At 53.2% G+C, this 18,019-nt stretch carries 10 protein-coding genes; 7 read left to right on the top strand and 3 right to left on the bottom strand.

The features are described from left to right. Positions 1–24: 24 nt before the first annotated feature. Positions 25–2,262, bottom strand: coding sequence for a 1,4-alpha-glucan branching protein GlgB (glgB, locus tag AAC019_RS07055; protein WP_339897941.1), 2,238 nt, complete (start codon positions 2,260–2,262; stop codon positions 25–27). Between the two features lie 487 nt (positions 2,263–2,749). Here glgB and glgC point away from each other — a divergent pair, with 487 nt between their 5' ends. The 4 genes from glgC to AAC019_RS07035 are packed head-to-tail and all read left to right on the top strand — an operon-like array spanning position 2,750 to position 7,701. Next, positions 2,750–4,003, top strand: coding sequence for a glucose-1-phosphate adenylyltransferase (glgC, locus tag AAC019_RS07050; RefSeq protein WP_339897940.1), 1,254 nt, complete (start codon positions 2,750–2,752; stop codon positions 4,001–4,003). Between the two features lie 2 nt (positions 4,004–4,005). After that, a complete protein-coding gene (locus tag AAC019_RS07045; RefSeq protein ID WP_339897939.1) occupies positions 4,006–5,742 on the top strand; it encodes a glycoside hydrolase family 57 protein in 1,737 nt (578 codons plus the stop codon). Continuing rightward, the gene (gene malQ / locus AAC019_RS07040; protein WP_339897938.1) at positions 5,743–7,317 is read left to right on the top strand and encodes a 4-alpha-glucanotransferase; all 1,575 of its coding nucleotides are present in this window, start codon (positions 5,743–5,745) and stop codon (positions 7,315–7,317) included. Positions 7,318–7,350: 33 nt separating this feature from the next. Further along, complete coding sequence (locus AAC019_RS07035; RefSeq protein WP_339897937.1) at positions 7,351–7,701, top strand: PilZ domain-containing protein; 351 nt, start codon at positions 7,351–7,353, stop codon at positions 7,699–7,701. Between the two features lie 138 nt (positions 7,702–7,839). Here AAC019_RS07035 and AAC019_RS07030 read toward each other — a convergent pair whose 3' ends face one another. Then, on the bottom strand, positions 7,840–8,424 hold the full coding sequence (locus AAC019_RS07030) for a YceI family protein (RefSeq protein ID WP_339897936.1): 585 nt from the start codon (positions 8,422–8,424) through the stop codon (positions 7,840–7,842). Between the two features lie 166 nt (positions 8,425–8,590). On the opposite strand from AAC019_RS07030, the gene uvrA reads away from it, so the two are divergent. Next, positions 8,591–14,179, top strand: a complete 5,589-nt coding sequence (gene uvrA / locus AAC019_RS07025) for an excinuclease ABC subunit UvrA (protein ID WP_339897935.1) — start codon at positions 8,591–8,593, stop codon at positions 14,177–14,179. Positions 14,180–14,933: 754 nt separating this feature from the next. Here the strand turns inward: uvrA and AAC019_RS07020 are convergent. After that, on the bottom strand, positions 14,934–15,950 hold the full coding sequence (locus AAC019_RS07020; protein WP_339897934.1) for an IS110 family transposase: 1,017 nt from the start codon (positions 15,948–15,950) through the stop codon (positions 14,934–14,936). A gap of 701 nt (positions 15,951–16,651) precedes the next feature. Here AAC019_RS07020 and AAC019_RS07015 point away from each other — a divergent pair. After that, positions 16,652–17,245, top strand: coding sequence for a hypothetical protein (locus AAC019_RS07015; protein WP_339897933.1), 594 nt, complete (start codon positions 16,652–16,654; stop codon positions 17,243–17,245). Positions 17,246–17,411: 166 nt separating this feature from the next. Then, positions 17,412–17,879 carry a hypothetical protein gene (locus AAC019_RS07010; protein WP_339897932.1) on the top strand — a complete coding sequence of 156 codons (468 nt, stop codon included), beginning with the start codon at positions 17,412–17,414 and terminating at the stop codon, positions 17,877–17,879. Positions 17,880–18,019: the final 140 nt, after the last annotated feature.

Genomic DNA, 18,019 nt, shown 5'->3' with positions numbered 1-18,019 from the left:
AGGCGTACGGGTTGCGCTACACGCTTAACGCCGACATTTAAGTACGATGCCAGCCAGTGGCGGCAGTGTTAACGACAGGGAGTAGGGCAGGTTCATCCAGGGCTTTTGCTCCGCCATTAAGCGGCTGCCATTGCCGAGGTTACTGCCACCATAGTAGGTTGAATCCGAGTTAAATATCTCATCGTACTCTCCGTCATCTGGCACGCCAACGCGGTAGTCGTGACGCGGGGTCGGGGTAAAATTAAGGATGACAATCACGCGTTCGTGCTCGCCCTGGCGAATGTAGCTGATAACCGATTGGCGATTGTCATGGCAGTCGATCCAGTTAAAGCCATCGGCGCTGTAGTTGTGCTCGTACAACGCCGGTTGCGTGCGATACAGGCCGTTTAAATCGGCGACGGATTGCTGCAGTTGCTGGTGACGCTCGTACTGCATTAACGGCCAATCCAGCTCGCCTTTATCGCACCACTCAGACCACTGGCCAAACTCTGAGCCCATAAACAATAATTTACTGCCCGGGTAGGTAAACTGAAAGGTATACAACAACCGCAAGTTGGCAAATTTTTGCCAGTCGTCGCCGGGCATTTTGTTAATCATGCTGCCTTTGCCGTGCACCACTTCATCGTGGCTAAATGGCAGCTGAAAGTTCTCGCTAAAAGCGTACATCATGCCAAAGGTCAGGTTGTCGTGATGGTACTGGCGGTAGATGGGGTCTTTACTCATAAACTGCAAAGAGTCGTGCATCCAGCCCATATTCCACTTTAATGAAAAGCCCAGCCCGCCCAGGTAAACCGGCCCCGACACTTGCGGCCAGGCCGTGCTTTCTTCGGCGATGACTAAAACGCCCGGGTGTTGCCCGTGGCACTGGATGTTGAGCTCGCGGACAAACTCAACCGCCTCCAGGTTTTCGTTGCCGCCGTAACGGTTGGGGAGCCACTCACCCGCCTCGCGCGAGTAATCCAAATGCAACATTGAGGCGACGGCGTCCACCCGCAAGCCATCCAAATGGAATTCGTCCAGCCAAAAAAGAGCACTGGCGATTAAAAAATTACGCACCTCGTTGCGGCCGTAATTAAAAATCAATGTGCCCCAGTCTTTATGCTCCCCGAGGCGAATGTCCTCATGCTCATAAAGCGCTGTGCCATCAAAGCGGGCCAGGGCAAATGTGTCTTTAGGGAAATGGGCCGGCACCCAATCGAGAATGACACCAATATTGTGGTTGTGCAGGTGGTTTACAAAATAGCGAAAGTCATCCGGGTTGCCAAAGCGGCTGGTAGGGGCAAAATAGCCGGTGCTTTGATAACCCCAGGAGTCATCCAGTGGGTGCTCGGCTACCGGTAGAATTTCAATATGGGTAAAACCCAAAGGCACCACATACTCGACCAACCGATGGGCCAGCTCGCGGTAGTTTAAAAACTGGTTGTCATGGTCCCGCTGCCAGCTGCCTAAATGCATCTCGTACACACTCAGTGGGCTGTGCTGCCAACTCCAAAGCCGGCGACGGTTCATCCACTCGTTGTCCGTCCACACTTGCTCCGGCGCGGCGCTATACACCCGGGCGGCAGTATGGGGGCGCGTTTCAAAGTAGCGCCCATAGGGGTCGGTTTTAACGGTTATGGCACCTGTATCCCGCGCGCGTATCTCAAACTTGTATTTTGTGTCTAAGGCAACACCGGGAATAAACAGCTCCCACACACCACTGCTGCCACGCGAGCGCATCGCGTGGCAGCGGCCATCCCACCGGTTAAAATCCGCCACCACGCTGACCCGCTCCGCGCCCGGCGCCCAGGTGGCAAAAAGCACACCGGCAATACCATCGATCACTTTTGGGTGGGCCCCCAATATATGGTGAATGTTCCAGTTGCGCCCCTCGGCAAACAGGTGCAAGTCGTACTCGCTAATTTGCGGTTCAAACGCGTACGGGTCGTGGTGATGGTAATGATTGTTGTACTCATCCTGCCAGCGCAACTGATAAAACCGGGTAGGGCGCTCGGCGATGTTATCGGCCATATAAAAATCACTGCCGGAAAGTTGCGTTAACTCGACCGATTGGGAGTCAAGCTCTGCGTAAACCGAGCCGCGGGCGTGGGGTAAAAAGGTGACTAACTGCCAGTTTGCTACATCGCGGATGATGTTGGCCTTAACGTTACCGGGTAGAGCATCACTTGGGTGCACGCCCAGAACGGAAAAAGGGTCGTGGCTGCTTGCTGCACTAATTCGTTGCATTTCGCTGCTAAGCTGTAATCCTTTGGGGCGCGGCATAAGCTGCTTATTCCTTTTGCCAGTGGCTGAACACAAAACCGTAACACAGTTTAGTTATAGTTTTGGCCATTCGTGCCCACTCATTTAGCACGGCCAAAAATGAGACTGCAATGTTTATGACTAACCGCACGTTTGTAGCACGTTTGATGCCATAGAGTAGGAGTAAGCTATACACCACAGTCATTGACGTCTATGTTAAGTACTCATCACCGCACCACTTGTCACAGCACTTTGGGCGTCAGTATAGCGTCCACCTGTGACAGAATCGTGAGTTCGCTACGACCCGGAAGCTTAAGCCGCTTTACTCTATGGCACTCAACTTGCTATTAAATATTTCTGTCATATCCCGATAGGCAACAAGGAGCGTTTGCCAGGTAGTTATCGATTTGTTTTCAATACGCAACACCCCCTACGCTATCGCCAGATAGTGATAGTCAGTAACGAGCTAATCGCTAGTTATAGCCCTAGCAGCAAGGAGCAATACCGTATGACCAACCCCGCATCAGGACGTTTTGTCAGCCGCCTAACCCGAGAAACCCTCGCATTAGTGTTGGCCGGAGGCCAGGGAACCCGGCTTAAAAACTTAACCCAGTGGCGAGCCAAACCAGCGGTACATTTTGGCGGCAAGTTTCGTATTATCGACTTTCCTCTATCTAACTGCGTTAACTCGGGTATTCGCCGTATCAGCGTGCTTACCCAGTACAAGTCGCACTCGCTAAACCGGCATATTCAGCGGGGCTGGGGCTTTTTAGGCGGGCAAATGGGTGAGTTTGTGGAGTTGCTGCCCGCACAGCAGCGGCTGGGAGAATCCTGGTATGCCGGCACCGCCGATGCGGTGCGCCAAAACCTGGACATTATTAAACGCCATGACCCAAGCTATGTACTGATTTTGGCCGGTGACCACGTCTATAAAATGGATTACGGCACCATGATTGGCGCGCACGTTGAAAGCGGCGCTGATATTACCGTGGGATGCATCGAAGTCGCCTGTGAAACCGCCAGCGCTTTTGGGGTAATGGATGTCGATACTGACTACAACATTGTAAAGTTTACCGAAAAACCGCCTGAGCCGGAGCATATTCCAGGTAAACCCGGCATTGCGTTAGCCTCGATGGGTATCTATGTTTTCTCTACCGATGTGTTAATGGAAGAGCTTGAGCGCGATCAGCTATCCGAGGGCTCATCTCACGATTTTGGCAAAGACATTATTCCCTCGCTGCTTAAGTCTCACAAAGTGATTGCCTTCCCGTTTAAAGATCCGGTGAGTGGTGGTGAGGCTTACTGGCGCGATGTGGGCACCGTTGATGCACTGTGGCAATCTAACCTCGAGCTAACCGGCATTACCCCCGAGCTGGATTTGTACGACTCTGAGTGGCCCATCTGGACCTATCAGGAGCATGTGCCGCCGGCCAAGTTTGTGTTTGACGATTCGGGCCGGCGGGGCATGGCGGTAGATTCGATGGTGGCGGGTGGCTGTATCGTCTCCGGCGCGGTGGTGCGCCACTCGTTGCTCTTCCCCCGGGTAAGAGTTAACTCTTACTCAGAGGTGGTCGACTCGGTGTTGTTTCCCAGCGTCGAGATAGGCCGTAACTGCAAAATCAAAAAAGCCCTGATCGATCGCGACTGCGTCATCCCCGAGGGCACCGTTATCGGCTTTGATGAAGCCGCCGATCGCGAACGTTTTTATGTCTCTCCCGCAGGCGTTGTATTGGTCACCCCCGATATGTTGTCAGGAGATTAGTCATGACCGCAGTACCCGAAACATCCGTCGTATTTTTATGGCACATGCACCAACCGGACTACCGCGATTGCCTAACCGGGGAGTACTACTTCCCCTGGACGTACCTGCACGCCATTAAAGACTACACCGATATGGCCGGGCACCTGGAGAACAACCCGGGCAGTAAAGCCGTGTTTAACTACGTACCTATTTTAATCGAGCAATTGGTTGATTATGACCAACAGCTAAACGCTTACCTCAGCAAGGGCGAACCATTGACGGACCCGCTGCTCGCGGTACTGACCACCGCCGAGCGGCCCGAGCCCGGCAGCGAGCAATTTGCCGATTTATTACAGCAATGCACCCGGGCCAACCGCGAGCGCATTGTCGAGCGCTTTGAGCCTTACCAACAATTAATGAGCCTGTACGACAATTCGTTAACGCTGGACTCTGGTGAGCGCTACCTTAATCAACAATACCTTACCGACTTGTGCGTCTGGTATCACTTAGGCTGGCTGGGGGAAACCGTAAGGCGCGACAACCCGGCCGTCGAGGCGCTGCAACAGCAAGCTTATAATTACACCGCCGAGCACTGCCGCGAGTTACTGCAAATTATTTACGGCGCCGTTAGCGGGATTATTCCACGCCACAAAAAACTCGCCGAGTTGGGCCAAGCCGAGCTAATTACCAGCCCCTACGCACACCCGATACTGCCTTTACTGCTGGACTTAAACAGTACCCGGGACGCCATGCCCGCGGCGCCATTACCCCAATCGCCCGAATACCCCGGCGGCGAAGAGCGCGCCCACTGGCAAATGCGCCACGGGCTAGCGGTTTTTAAACAACACTTTGGTATAACGCCAACCGGTTGCTGGGCCTCTGAGGGTGCGCTTAGTGATGCCACGTTACGTTTACTGGGTGAGCACGGTATTGAGTGGAGCGCTACCGGCGACTCGGTGCTGTTTAATAGCTTGCAGGGCGACGGTAACCGCGAGGCCAGCGAGCACATCAAAAACGACCCCAACAGTCGCCATACCGCATTTCAGGTTGGGCAGGGCGGGGTAAAGGTTTTTTTTAGGGACGATGGCCTATCGGATAAAATTGGTTTTGAATACGCCAACTGGCACGCCGACGATGCCGTGGGCGATTTTGTTCACCACTTAGAGAATATTGCCAAAGCCGCCCCCAAAGACACTCACACGGTTATTTCGATTGTGATGGACGGCGAAAACGCCTGGGAGTACTACCCCGAAAACGCCTGGTACTTTATCGACGCACTGTATAAAAAGATCGAAGAGCACCCCTATTTAGTTACCAGAACCTACTCTGAAGTGTTGCACCCCGAGAGCGAAGCCACCGCAACAAACCCCATCAGCCTGGAGCACTTGTGTGCCGGCAGCTGGGTGTACGGCACCTTCTCGACCTGGATTGGCGACAGCGAAAAAAATCACGCCTGGGATATTTTATGTGAGGCCAAGCGCGCTTACGACCAGGTGATTGCAAGCGGCAAACTTAGCGATGAGAAAACCGCCGAAGCCAGTTTGCAGCTGGCCTTGTGCGAAGGATCCGATTGGTTTTGGTGGTTTGGCGATTACAACCCCTCCGAGAGTGTGCGCGATTTTGACCGTTTATTTCGTCAGCACGTTAGCAACCTGTACACCTGTTTGGGGCTGGTGCCGCCTGACTCACTCAACACCCCAATCAGCACCGGTAGCGGGGCGCCAGCTAACGGCGGCGTGATGCGTCAGGGGCATCAATAAATGCTGGCATCGCTTAGCTATCAACCCGCCGCTATATTTAATCGGCGCACCGCCGGGGTGTTGCTGCACCCAAGCTCGCTGCCGGCGCCGGCGGTAAACGGGCGTATACCCTGCAGTGGTAATTTGGGTGCAAGCGCCGAGGATTACTTAAACTTTTTAAGCCGCGCCAGCCTTAACGTATGGCAAATGCTGCCCACGGGCCCCACCCACGATGACGGCTCACCGTATCATTCCTGGTCGGCGCTGGCCGGCAACCCCGATCTAATTTGTCTTAACCGATTGTGCCAATGGGGCTGGGTTAACGCCGCCGATTTAACCCTAGAACCGGCCGATGATGGTATCAATAAAACCGGGCTTGCCACCTTGCGCACATTGGCTTGCCAGGGGTTTAAGGCGTTTATTGCGTCGCCCGCCGGGCGCAACGTGAGTAAAGACTTTGCGACCTTTATCGCCGAGCAAGATTACTGGCTGGACGACTTTGCGCTGTTTTACGCTATTCGCACGCGGCACCAGGGCGCTAGCTGGCACCAGTGGCCCAAGCCACTGCGCTTGCGCTCGGAAACGGCGCTGGCCGATATACGCCAGCAATGCGCCGACGATATCTTTCAGGCGCAATTCGAGCAATTTGCCTTTTACTCTCAGTGGTGCCAGTTGCGCCAACACGCACAACAGCTTGGTATTGCATTGTTTGGCGATATTCCAATTTTTGTTGCCAACGATAGCGTCGATGTTTGGGCCAATCCCGATCAGTTTTTACTCGATACCGAGGGCAACCCCACCAGCGTCGCCGGTGTGCCACCCGATTATTTTTCGGCCACCGGGCAGCACTGGGGCAATCCCCATTACCACTGGCAGGCTATGCAAGCGGACGGCTTTAGCTGGTGGAAAAACCGCCTGCGACGTCAGCTGGATCAATTTGATTTAATTCGTATCGATCACTTTCGTGGCCTGAGTGCCTACTGGGAGATTCCCGCCGGCAGTGTTGACGCCAGCGCGGGGCAGTGGGTCGAGGCGCCGGGAGAAGCACTATTAACCGCACTGTTTAAAGAGTTTGACGAGCTGCCCATTGTGGCCGAAAACCTCGGCCTGATTACCGCCGAGGTCGAGCAATTACGCACCGGGTTTGCGCTGCCTGGCATGTTGGTGTTGCAGTTTGGTTTGGATGGCGAGCCCAAGAATATTAATGCACCGCACCATTGCGAGCCTATTAACATTGTTTACACCGGCACGCACGATAACGACACGACGTGCGGCTGGCTGGCGACATTAAGCGCCCAGCAAGTGCAGCACATTGCCGAGTATTTTGCCGTTAAGCCAAATGCGTTAAACCATTGGATACTGATTAAAGCCGCACTGCGCTCGGTGGCGAGAATGGCAATTGTGCCTATGCAAGATTGGCTGGCGCTCGGCTCTGAAGCGCGCATGAATACCCCCGGCACCTGCAACAACAACTGGTGCTGGCAGCTCGACGGTGCGGCCATGACCGATCAGCTAGCCGCCGACATTGCCCGTGAAGTTAACCGTTTTGATCGCACCGGCGACCCGTTACCCACCCTGGAGTTTATGCATCCCTAACCAACGGCATTAAATGCATCGAGGATATCATCTATGGAACACCGCTGTAGCCCACGTATCAATACTGACCTAAGAGTTCGCTTAAATCGCAATAAACATCAGTGCAATGGGCGTTTACGCAATTGCAGTACGCTGGGGTTTTACATCGAGGTCGACAATCACGATTACTCACTGCACCAATTAATTACCGTTGATATCGCCCTGTGCGATATCGATGGCAACGCTTACAGCTTTGTGTTTGAAGGGCGAATTGTGCGCAAAGGCCAGCATTTTATCGCGCTCGAGCTAGAGGCTGAGCAGCTGCCCACACCCAGCGCCGTGAGTTTTATCGAGCTACTAAAACAAGCCCAGCAGCCAGCTCAGCCGCAGCGCCGATTGGGTTAACGTAAAACCCACGAGATGCAGTAGCGGGCAGCACTACGCATAAACAAAAACGGCAACCGCATTACTGCGGTTGCCGCCCGATGGCCAAAACGGTGTGTAATCACAAGCCGTTTTTAGCCGTAACTGTTACGCTAGTGATTAATCTTTTTGAAACAACCACACACCGGTAACCGGTACGCTTACTGCAATGCTGCTTAAGCCGGCGACTTCACGCAATTTCTCAACGCCCTCTATCAACCCAAAGTCGGCGGCGTTAACCATAATAGGCGTCAGCGTTGATACCAACAACTGCGACTCATTCAATCGGGCCACGCTCAGCTTAGCCGGCAACGATTGAGTCGTGCCGTGTAAAGTCAGGTTAAGGGTTGTCTCGATTGTCGTTACAGTGCCAGTTTTGGCCTCTAGCAAGGCCGGATCAATGTTGCCGGTTATGGTGGCCGCGCTAAATTGCTCGGTTTCAAACAACATGGTGCGCAAGCGTTCGTCCCGCACCTCAATATTGGTGTCTAGCTGCGTCAAATCGACCGAGCCGGTTAGGGCACCGGCGTCACTCACGCTAGCGGTAAACTGCTTCGCGCTGTGATGCTCGGCGATGGTGTCGTTTTTAACCGAGGTAAACGAGAGTGATGAGCTGGCAGGCTCCAGAGTCCACTGCGCAAACGCAGTGCTAGACCACAAAAGTGGTGCCAGGCAAATTCCAGCCAATAGTTGGGGGCGACGCATAAAATTCTCCAGTGATAGTGCTAAGACCCTAGGGTAAATAGGATGATAACGGTTATCAAGTAAATTCGCTCGGTGATCTGGCTCGCAAAGGCGCTCGTACTATCTTTGATAACTCTCCAAAACACTGTATATTTACTCAGTCTTTTTTCGCTCAGGTGCTGTCTCTATGTCCTTCGATGCCATCAAAATCCGCGGTGCTCGACAAAACAACCTTAAAAACCTCGATCTGGATATCCCGCTGGGCGAGATGGTGGTGGTTACCGGCGTTAGTGGTTCGGGCAAGTCGACCCTGGCCTTCGATACGATCTACGCCGAGGGCCAAAGGCGTTACGTCGAGACCTTCTCGGCCTACGCCCGGCAGTTTCTAGATCGCATGGACAAGCCGGCGGTGGACAGCATTGACGGTATACCGCCGGCCATTGCCATCGAGCAGAGCAACACAGTGCGCACATCGCGCTCGACCGTGGGCACCATGACCGAGCTTAACGATTATCTTAAGCTACTGTTTGCCCGGGTTGCGCAACTTTATTGCGCCGGCTGCGGCCAGCCCGTTATTACCGACACGCCGCAAAGCATTCTGAGCGCACTGTATACAAGTTGGTCAAACGAGCAGCGCTTGATGGTGTGCCTGCCCATAACCGTACCGGAAGCGCTCAGTGATGACGAAGTACTGCAGTTACTCAACCAACAGGGCTATGCCCGTATCCACAGCCGCGAGGGCAGCCGGGTTGAGGTAGTGCAAGATCGCCTGCGCCTGACGGAGGAAAATCGCAGCCGCTTAACCGAGGCCCTGGAGGCCGCGCTGCACTACGGCAAAGGCCATGTGCTGGTGTACCCGCTGGACGATAACCGCGAGGCGGGCAGCCCAAAGCACTTTTCCAGTCATCACCATTGCCCCAGCTGTGATATCAGCTACAGCAAACCCACGCCCAGTCATTTTTCATTTAACTCGCCCCTTGGCGCCTGCGATACCTGCCGTGGTTTTGGCCGGGTGATCGGGGTTGACTGGGGCTTGGTGATACCCGACGAGAACAAGAGCCTAAAAGACGGCGCCATTAAACCGATCCAAACACCCAGCTACGCCGAGGTGCAGCGCGACCTACTTAAGTTTGCCAAAAAACGTGGTATCGCCATTACCACCGCCTGGAAAGACTTAAGCGAAGCAGATAGACAATGGGTGATTGACGGCGAGGGCGACTGGAGCAAAGGCGTTTGGTACGGAGTGCGGGAATTTTTTGACTGGCTAGAGTCCAAAGCCTACAAAATGCATATTCGCGTGCTGCTCTCTAAATACCGCGCTTACACCCCTTGTAAAGCGTGCGGCGGGGCGCGGTTAAAACCCGAGTCACTGTGGTGGCGCATTGGCTCGTTTAGCGAGGCGCAAAAAGCACTGGCCGGCCGCAACCGTTTTAAACCTGTGGGCGCCAATCTGCCCGACAAAGTTTTTAACGCGCTGCCAGGCCTTAATATCACCGATACCATGCAGCTGCCGTTGGCCAATGCTCTTGCATTTTTTAATCAGTTAGCCGCCGATAGCGGCTCGGCCATCGACGAAGCCACCGAGTTATTGCTGGGCGAAGTTCGCTCGCGCCTGGGCTTTTTGTGCGAGGTAGGGCTGGAGTATTTAACTCTCGATCGCCAATCGCGCACCTTAAGCGGCGGCGAGGTACAGCGTATTAACCTTACCACTGCGCTGGGTACATCGCTGGTCAACACCTTGTTTGTTTTAGATGAACCCAGCACCGGCTTACACCCGAGGGATATCGACCGGCTAGTGAGCGTACTGCACCGCTTGCGCGACGCCGGTAACTCGCTGTTAGTGGTAGAGCACGACCCGCAGGTTATTTTGGCCGCCGATCGCATTTTAGATATAGGCCCAAAGCCCGGCCGCGATGGCGGCAACATCGAATTTTTTGGCACGCCCAGCGCGCTGCTTAAGCGTAAAACCAACATTACCGCACGCTATTTAAACGGAACTGAGCAAATAGCAATGGCGGCCACCGGTGATGCGGCAAAAGCTGTTGGCAAGAGCGCCGAGGGCGTTAAAGAAGTCGCGCCGCAGTACTTGCCCGCCCTTAAAGCGTTGCAAACTAAATCACTCGATATTCAGGGCGCCTGCGCGCACAACTTAAAAAATATAGATGTCACCATTCCGCTGGGGCAACTTGTGTGTTTAACCGGGGTAAGCGGCTCGGGTAAGTCCACCTTAATGCGGCAAATTTTATACCCGGCACTACTGAAGCACTTTGGCGAGCAAACCGAAGCACCGGGTGCTTACAAGGCCATAAACGGGCTCGGGCACGTCGATAAAGTGGTTATGGTCGATCAAAGCCCTATCGGTAAAACCACGCGCTCGACCCCCGCTACGTATGTGGGTGCCTATGATGCCATCCGTAAATGTTTTGTCGCCACGCCACAGGCCAAAGAGCGCGGTTACAAGCCCGGCACCTTTAGTTTTAACTCGGGCAACGGCCGCTGCCCCAGCTGCCAGGGCAACGGCTTTGAACATGTCGAGATGCAGTTTTTAAGCGACGTGTACCTCAGCTGCCCCGAGTGTAATGGCAAACGCTTTCGCGATGAGATACTCGAGGTTAAGTTACTCAAACACAGCCGCGCCATCTCCATCGCCGATGCGTTGCAGATGACCGTTAGCGAAGCGTTAAGTTTTTTTGACGACAAACCCGAGGTACTACGCAGCTTGCAGCCGCTGGCCGATGTGGGGCTCGAGTATGTTCAGCTGGGCCAGGCGGTGCCAACATTAAGTGGCGGCGAAGCGCAACGGCTGAAGCTGGCCGGGCACTTGGCTAACACCAAAGCGAAGGACCGCGATCATATTTTGTTTTTATTTGACGAGCCCACCACTGGGTTGCACTTTGCCGATATTGCCACGCTAATGCAGGCGTTTCGGCAACTGCAATCGGCCGGGCACTCGCTGCTGGTGATCGAGCACAACCTGGATGTGATTCGCGCCGCCGACTGGATGATTGACATTGGCCCCGAGGGCGGCGATGCCGGCGGCGAACTTATTGCCGAAGGCACCCCGCAACAGGTAATGCAAAACGGCAAAGGTTATACCGCCCAAGCCCTTAACGACTATGTTAAAACACTCCGCTCTGGTGCAGCGCTCTCAGTAGCCGGCAACCACAAACCTAAAAAGAAAGCCGCCAATGTTATTAGCGTGCATCACGCGCGCGAGCACAATTTAAAAAATATCGACGTTACCATCCCGCGCGATAAGCTCACGGTTATTTCCGGCGTCAGCGGCAGCGGTAAAAGTACTCTGGCGTTTGATTTGATTTTTGGCGAGGGCCAGCGCCGCTATTTAGAGTCGCTTAATGCCTACGCCAGGCAATTTGTGCAACCAGCCTCGCGCCCGGATGTCGACGCCATCTACGGCATCCCTCCGGCGGTGGCCATCGAGCAGCGCACCAGCCGCGGTGGCCGCAAAAGTACCGTTGCCACACTCACAGAAATTTATCATTACCTGCGGCTTATGTTCGTCAAACTCGGCGTGCAGCATTGCCCCAGTTGCGATGTAGCCATCGAGCCACAAACCCTTGATGCTATTTTGGCACGTGTGCAAAAAGACTATCGCGGTAAAGCGCTTACTTTGCTGGCGCCCATGGTGGTCGCCCGCAAAGGTATTTACCGCGAGCTGGCCCAGTGGGCCGCTGAAAAGGGTTACCCGCAGTTGCGGGTCGATGGCGAGTACCAACCCACGGATGATTGGCCCAAGCTCGACCGCTATAAAGAGCACGATATTGAGCTGCCACTGGCAACCGTTAGCATCGAGCCAAAAAATCAGGCGGCGTTAACCGACGCTCTGCAACAGGCGCTCAGCCTCGGTAATGGCGTGGTCATCGCCGCGCCCCAGGGCAAAGCAAAAGAGCGGCTGTTCTCTACCCAGCGCGCGTGCCCCAGCTGCGGCTGCGGGTTTCCCGAGCTGGACCCACGGCTGTTTTCTTACAACTCCAAGCACGGCTGGTGCACCGGCTGTTTTGGCACCGGTGTAAAGCTTAAAGGCTTTGATGAAGAGCAAACCGGCGAAGAGAACACCTGGCAACCGGACGAGGAGGGCGCCGATAAAGTCTGCCCCACATGCGATGGCCAGCGTTTAAACCCTACAGCCTTGTCTGTAAGGTTTCGCGATAAAAGCATCGCTGAGCTTGCCGCCTTACCGGTGGACAACGCCGAGCAGTGGTTTAGCAAACTTAAACTCAAACATAACGAGCAAGCCATCGCCCGCGATTTATTAAGCGAGATGCAAAACCGGCTGCACTTTTTGCAAAAAGTCGGGCTTAATTATTTAACGCTTGATCGCGCCGCGCCAACACTTAGCGGCGGCGAGGCCCAGCGCATTCGCCTGGCGGCGCAGCTAGGCTCCAGCCTGCAGGGTGTGTGCTACGTATTAGACGAGCCCACCATTGGTTTGCACACCCGCGACAATCGCAAGCTGCTGCAAACCTTGCGCGAGTTACAGCAGCAGGGCAATACGGTACTGGTGGTCGAGCACGACGAAGACACCATGCGCGAAGCCGACCATATTATCGACATAGGCCCGCGCGCGGGCGTAAACGGAGGTACGGTGGTAGGCGAGGGCACTGTTGCCAAACTCATGAAGAACAAGCAGTCGCTTACGGGGCAAATGCTGGCCAACCCGCTGCGCCACCCCATGGACGAACTGCGCAACACCGAGATGCGCGCGCTGTGGGATAGCGAATCGCTGAGCATTGAGGGCGCCTGCCAAAACAATCTGCAAAACGTCTCGGTATCCGTGCCGCTGCACCAGCTGGTGGCCATTACCGGCGTCAGTGGCAGTGGTAAAAGTACCTTAATACGCGGCGTGTTGTACCCCAACCTAAAACAGGCGATTAACAACAAACGCAAAAAAACGCATACCTGGCAAGGCGCCGATGCCATTACCGGCTGGCAGGATATCGACCGTATTCTAGAGGTCGATCAAACCCCCATCGGCAAAACCCCGCGCTCGTGTCCCGCCACCTACATCGGTATTTGGGATGCCATTCGCAAGCTGTTTGCCGGCACCGTCGATGCACGCCTGCGTGGTTATACCCCCGCGCGCTTTTCGTTTAACGCCGGCGATGGCCGCTGCGACGGTTGCGGTGGGCAGGGCATGCAAAAAATCGAGATGAATTTTTTACCCGATGTGCGCGTCCCCTGCGATGTGTGCCACGGCTGGCGCTTTAACGATGAAACCCTAAGCGTACGCTACAAGGGCAAACACATCGGCGACGTGCTGGCCATGAACATCGACGAAGCAGCCGAGTTTTTTAAACCCGTCAGCAAAGTGCATCACGCCCTGTGCCTACTGCAAGATGTTGGCTTGGGCTACCTAACCCTGGGTCAACAAAGCCCCACACTCAGCGGCGGCGAAGCCCAGCGCATCAAGCTGGTGGCCGAACTCGCCAAAGCGAAAATGACCCCAGAGGACGCCAAAGGCCGCGTTAACCAGCACAATTTATACGTGCTGGACGAACCCACCGTCGGCCTGCACATGGCCGACGTCGACAAACTGCTACACGTACTGCACCGCTTGGTGGATGCCGGTAACTCGGTATTGGTCATTGAGCACAACCTGGATGTAGTAGCTGAGGCCGATTGGATTATCGATATGGGGCCGGAAGGAGGCTCGGGTGGCGGCAAGGTGGTGGCGCAGGGCACGCCGGCGACGGTGATTAAGCGCAAGCGCTCGGAGACGGGGAAGTATTTGGCGGAGGTGTTGAAGGGAGTGTAGCCTCTGGGGTGTTTGCCATGCCGGCCTGGGCTATGAGGTGCCTACGAATTACGTCGCCATCAGGCTCCACAATACCGCCTGGAAGTGGTATTCAGTGGCTTTGGTTGCTACGTAGTCCATAGCTAGCGCCCATCGAAAGCTATCTGGTTCTACCATCCTTGTTTGCCCTCAGTCACCGGTCGTTTTTTTCGTCATACCGGCCTGGAGCCGGTATCCAGTGGCTTTGGTGTATCTACGAAGCACATGGTCATCACGCACAGCCCCGTACTTCGTCACGCTGGTCTAATGTATAGAGAGCCGCCGCAGGCGGGAGACTTTTAATATGCCCGGGTCGCCGGGCGGGCGAGTCACTTTTCTTTTGTTTGGGCAAAAGAAAACTAACGAAAAGAAAGCCCACCCCGGTTCACGGCCCTGCGGGTGCCCTCATTTCAGCCAATTTTAGCGGGCCGTATCGACGCGCCATATATGGACCCACTCCGTTTGCAAGACACTGTGATCATTATGTGAGAGAAAATCATTGCTCTCATATATCCGGCCTTTGAGTGGAGGTGTTTTTGACCTCCTGGCCCCGATGGTTATCTGCGCTCATCCCCCTAATCATCCCTCCGGCCTCGAAGGCCACGGCGTGTGCAAGGGTTTGAATGAGCCGGTCTGACCTATCTCACCATCTGATCGTTCTGTCTTTTGCAACTGAAGTGAAAGGTAAACTCTTTTGTTAGCTGTTTTGTCAGCCTAAGCTGGCATTCTAGTATTACTACGCTGCAGGGCGGTAACTCTCGCCTCGGGCCATAACCACCCATGCAATGCGTGCCATTTTATTGGCCACCGCCACACAGGCTTTGTTGTGCCCTCGGCGCTCTAACAACGCTTGTGCCCAACAGCTGAAACGATCCGTCTTTCGGGCCGAGTTCAGCAGCACTGATCGCGCGCCATGAATCAATAAAGTACGCAGATACACGTTGCCTCGCTTGCTGATGCCCAGTAACCCTGATCTCCCACCACTCGCGTGCTGACCCGGTACGAGCCCAATCCACGCGGAGAAATGACGGCCATTCACAAAGTTCTTGCCATCCCCTGCCGCCGCATACAGGGCACTTGCCGTGATCGGGCCGATGCCCAGCACCTCATCCAATCGCCGACACTGCTCATTCTCCCGATTAACCGTTTCTATCTTTTCCTCGCAACGCTTGAGTCGCTCATTTAACAGGTACAGTTCTTCGAGCAGTTCCGAGAATAACGCTCTTGACAGGACCGTCAGTTGATTCTCCGCATCTTCCAGTATTAACGGCAACTCTTGTATGACGGCTGTTACGCCTTTGCGAATAACGATGCCATATTCCGTCAACAGCCCTCTGATCTGATTAACCAGTGCGGTACGCTCTTTTTTTAGCCGCTCTCGTTGACGGTGGATATTCTGTATATCTTGCTGCTCGATGCACTTTATCGGTACAAAACGCATCGTAGGGCGCTGAGCGGCCTCGGCAATCGCTTCGGCATCGTTGTAGTCATTCTTGTTGCCCTTCACAAAGGGTTTCACATATTGCGGGGAAATGAGCTTAACCTTGTGACCGAGTGCCATCAGCTCCCTGGCCCAGTAGTTCGCACCGCCACACGCCTCCATCACGACTGTGCAGGCTTCTAGCCTAGCCATGTAAGCCAAGACTTGATGACGCTTGAGCTCTTTTTTCTTAATCAGCCTACCTTGGTGGCTTAATGCTACTGTATGAAACACTGACTTTGCGATATCGATCCCAACTGTTGTAATCTTCATCTCGACCCACTCCTCTTTGTTCAATGGTGTTTTGCAACTTCCATTTTGGCCCATCGCGAGGCCGGTTTAAAAGTGGAGTGGGTCCATACCATTATCCCTGGCACGGCGATACTTGCGTGAGCGTCCTGCTCACTTACCCCCTAAAATAGGCCTTCATTCGGCTCGCTCTCAGGGGCCCCAGCGTGCCATTCTGGTGGTTAGGTATTATTGTGCTCAAACACGACCAAAGCCTCGATGCACGTTATTCTCGACTACGATCGAGAATTCAGCCAAAAGGAGCGGCCGACCTTTCCCGTAACCCCAGTCTCCGTTCCCGCCTTAGCAGAAACCCCGGTTGCCAAACCATAAAATTCGTGGCACTCTTTTCCTCTTGTATCCTGTGGATTCGGTGGGTTTATCATAAACTCATTTGATCAGCAGGTTGGCCAGCGGAAAGGTAGAGTAAAAATGCATCGGGAGTGATGTGCGAACACTTCTCCTCACTGCTTTACATCTCTGACGATTTAAACTTGCTAGCTAAAAAGCCCTGTCATAGTGAGGCGTTTGTGATAAAGATTAGCTAAAACGCTTGTAAAGAAAGCCGGCTCACTTTGTTTTATAGAAAGGTGTTGAAAGCGCTTTGTAAAACCTTTCTAGGGTAGATAGGTTGCCACGGCGCACTTTTCAACTCGCATATTAATAAGCTGTTATAGCAGTAGAGTATGAAAACAAAAATCACATTCAGAGTTGGGCTTTCTCTTTTATTAGATTTTGCTCTAGTTTCAATAGTCTTCGGTGCTGTCGTATTCTCAGGAGGGCTAATAACCCTCCTTGAGTACATGGGGATTGAATATAACATTGAAACTCGTCAAATAATGGCTGCTTTCATAGTTCTAGCGACTGCGTTGACCTTTGGTTATTTCAGGCTAAGGCAATATAAAGAAAAAGAGGTATGGAGCCTGGATCGAGGCATACTCAGTAGAGGTGAACCTGTGAATCTAAGCGTAGATCTTTCAACCTTGGAAAAAGTTATACCTGGACTCCCTAAATCAAAATGGCATAATTTCTTTTATGGTGGCAATCGTAGACCGAAAGAACAGGCTATGGTTGACGCGATGTATAGTTGCACTCTGACATTAAAATTATCACCTAATGAATATTTGCCTCTCTATTTATTTAACTTTGGTGGTGGCCTGGAACTCATGAATGAAATTGCCAGAAATGTTACAGAAAAAGTTGATGCAGAGCATCAATTTACAGATCAAGAAAGAAAAATGCTCAAACCACGCAAGCAAAATACAGTGGTAAGGCTATAACAAGCGCATGTTGTCGGATTGGTTTTTCGCTGTGCTCCAAACCAACCACAATGCGGGCGTCATCATCAACCAGGATTAGCCAAGCAGGGTGGTTAGAAAAAAGAGGCAGTGGCCGTTGAGCAGCGCTCAAGTCGCGCCTCACTGATAACTAAGGGAGCGTCATCAAGTGTCGATAAGACCAGTAACAAAAACTCGTTATCGGTTCGCTGTTTTTTCCAGTCTAGTCCGTGTTTTACTGAGGAGCGCCGGCGTTTTTTTGTTGGCTTGCCCGTCATATGCTGAGAATGAGATTGTAATCAGTTCATATTATGAGCACGAAAAAATATATTTCAGAATAAAAAACAACCAAAGCACTGAGGTTGTGTTGACTCAGGCTCCATGGAGAGGAGAGCATCAGCCCTATTTTATAGCTTGCCGAAAACCTGACCTAATCCATTGTGTTAATGCTAGTTATCCCGTCTCTACAGCATATCCATATGAAATAAAGATTAAAGCCGGAGAATATGCAGAAGGCGGGCTTTATGTGGATAGCTTGTTTATTGATGACTTTAAAGAAATTATTTCTGGCGACTATGTTGTAACCTGGAATTTCACTAGTAATTATGGAAACTATTTCGGCGTAGTGAAACATTGAATCCCGCTTTTTGGCCAAATGTGAGTTATTGAAAGCTCAGTTGACTTAAAAAATATTTAGTTGCCTTCCGCAAAGGCAATCGTGTCAGGCATTACACCTCCCACTAATGGTTAAAAATTGGGCCTTGATCATCACAATCA

Origin of the sequence: uncultured Gilvimarinus sp. (assembly GCF_963975215.1) — a bacterium.
Lineage (GTDB): Bacteria > Pseudomonadota > Gammaproteobacteria > Pseudomonadales > Cellvibrionaceae > Gilvimarinus.
The sequence above is the reverse complement of the archived record's forward strand: the minus strand, read 5'-3'. Positions and strand labels throughout refer to the sequence as shown.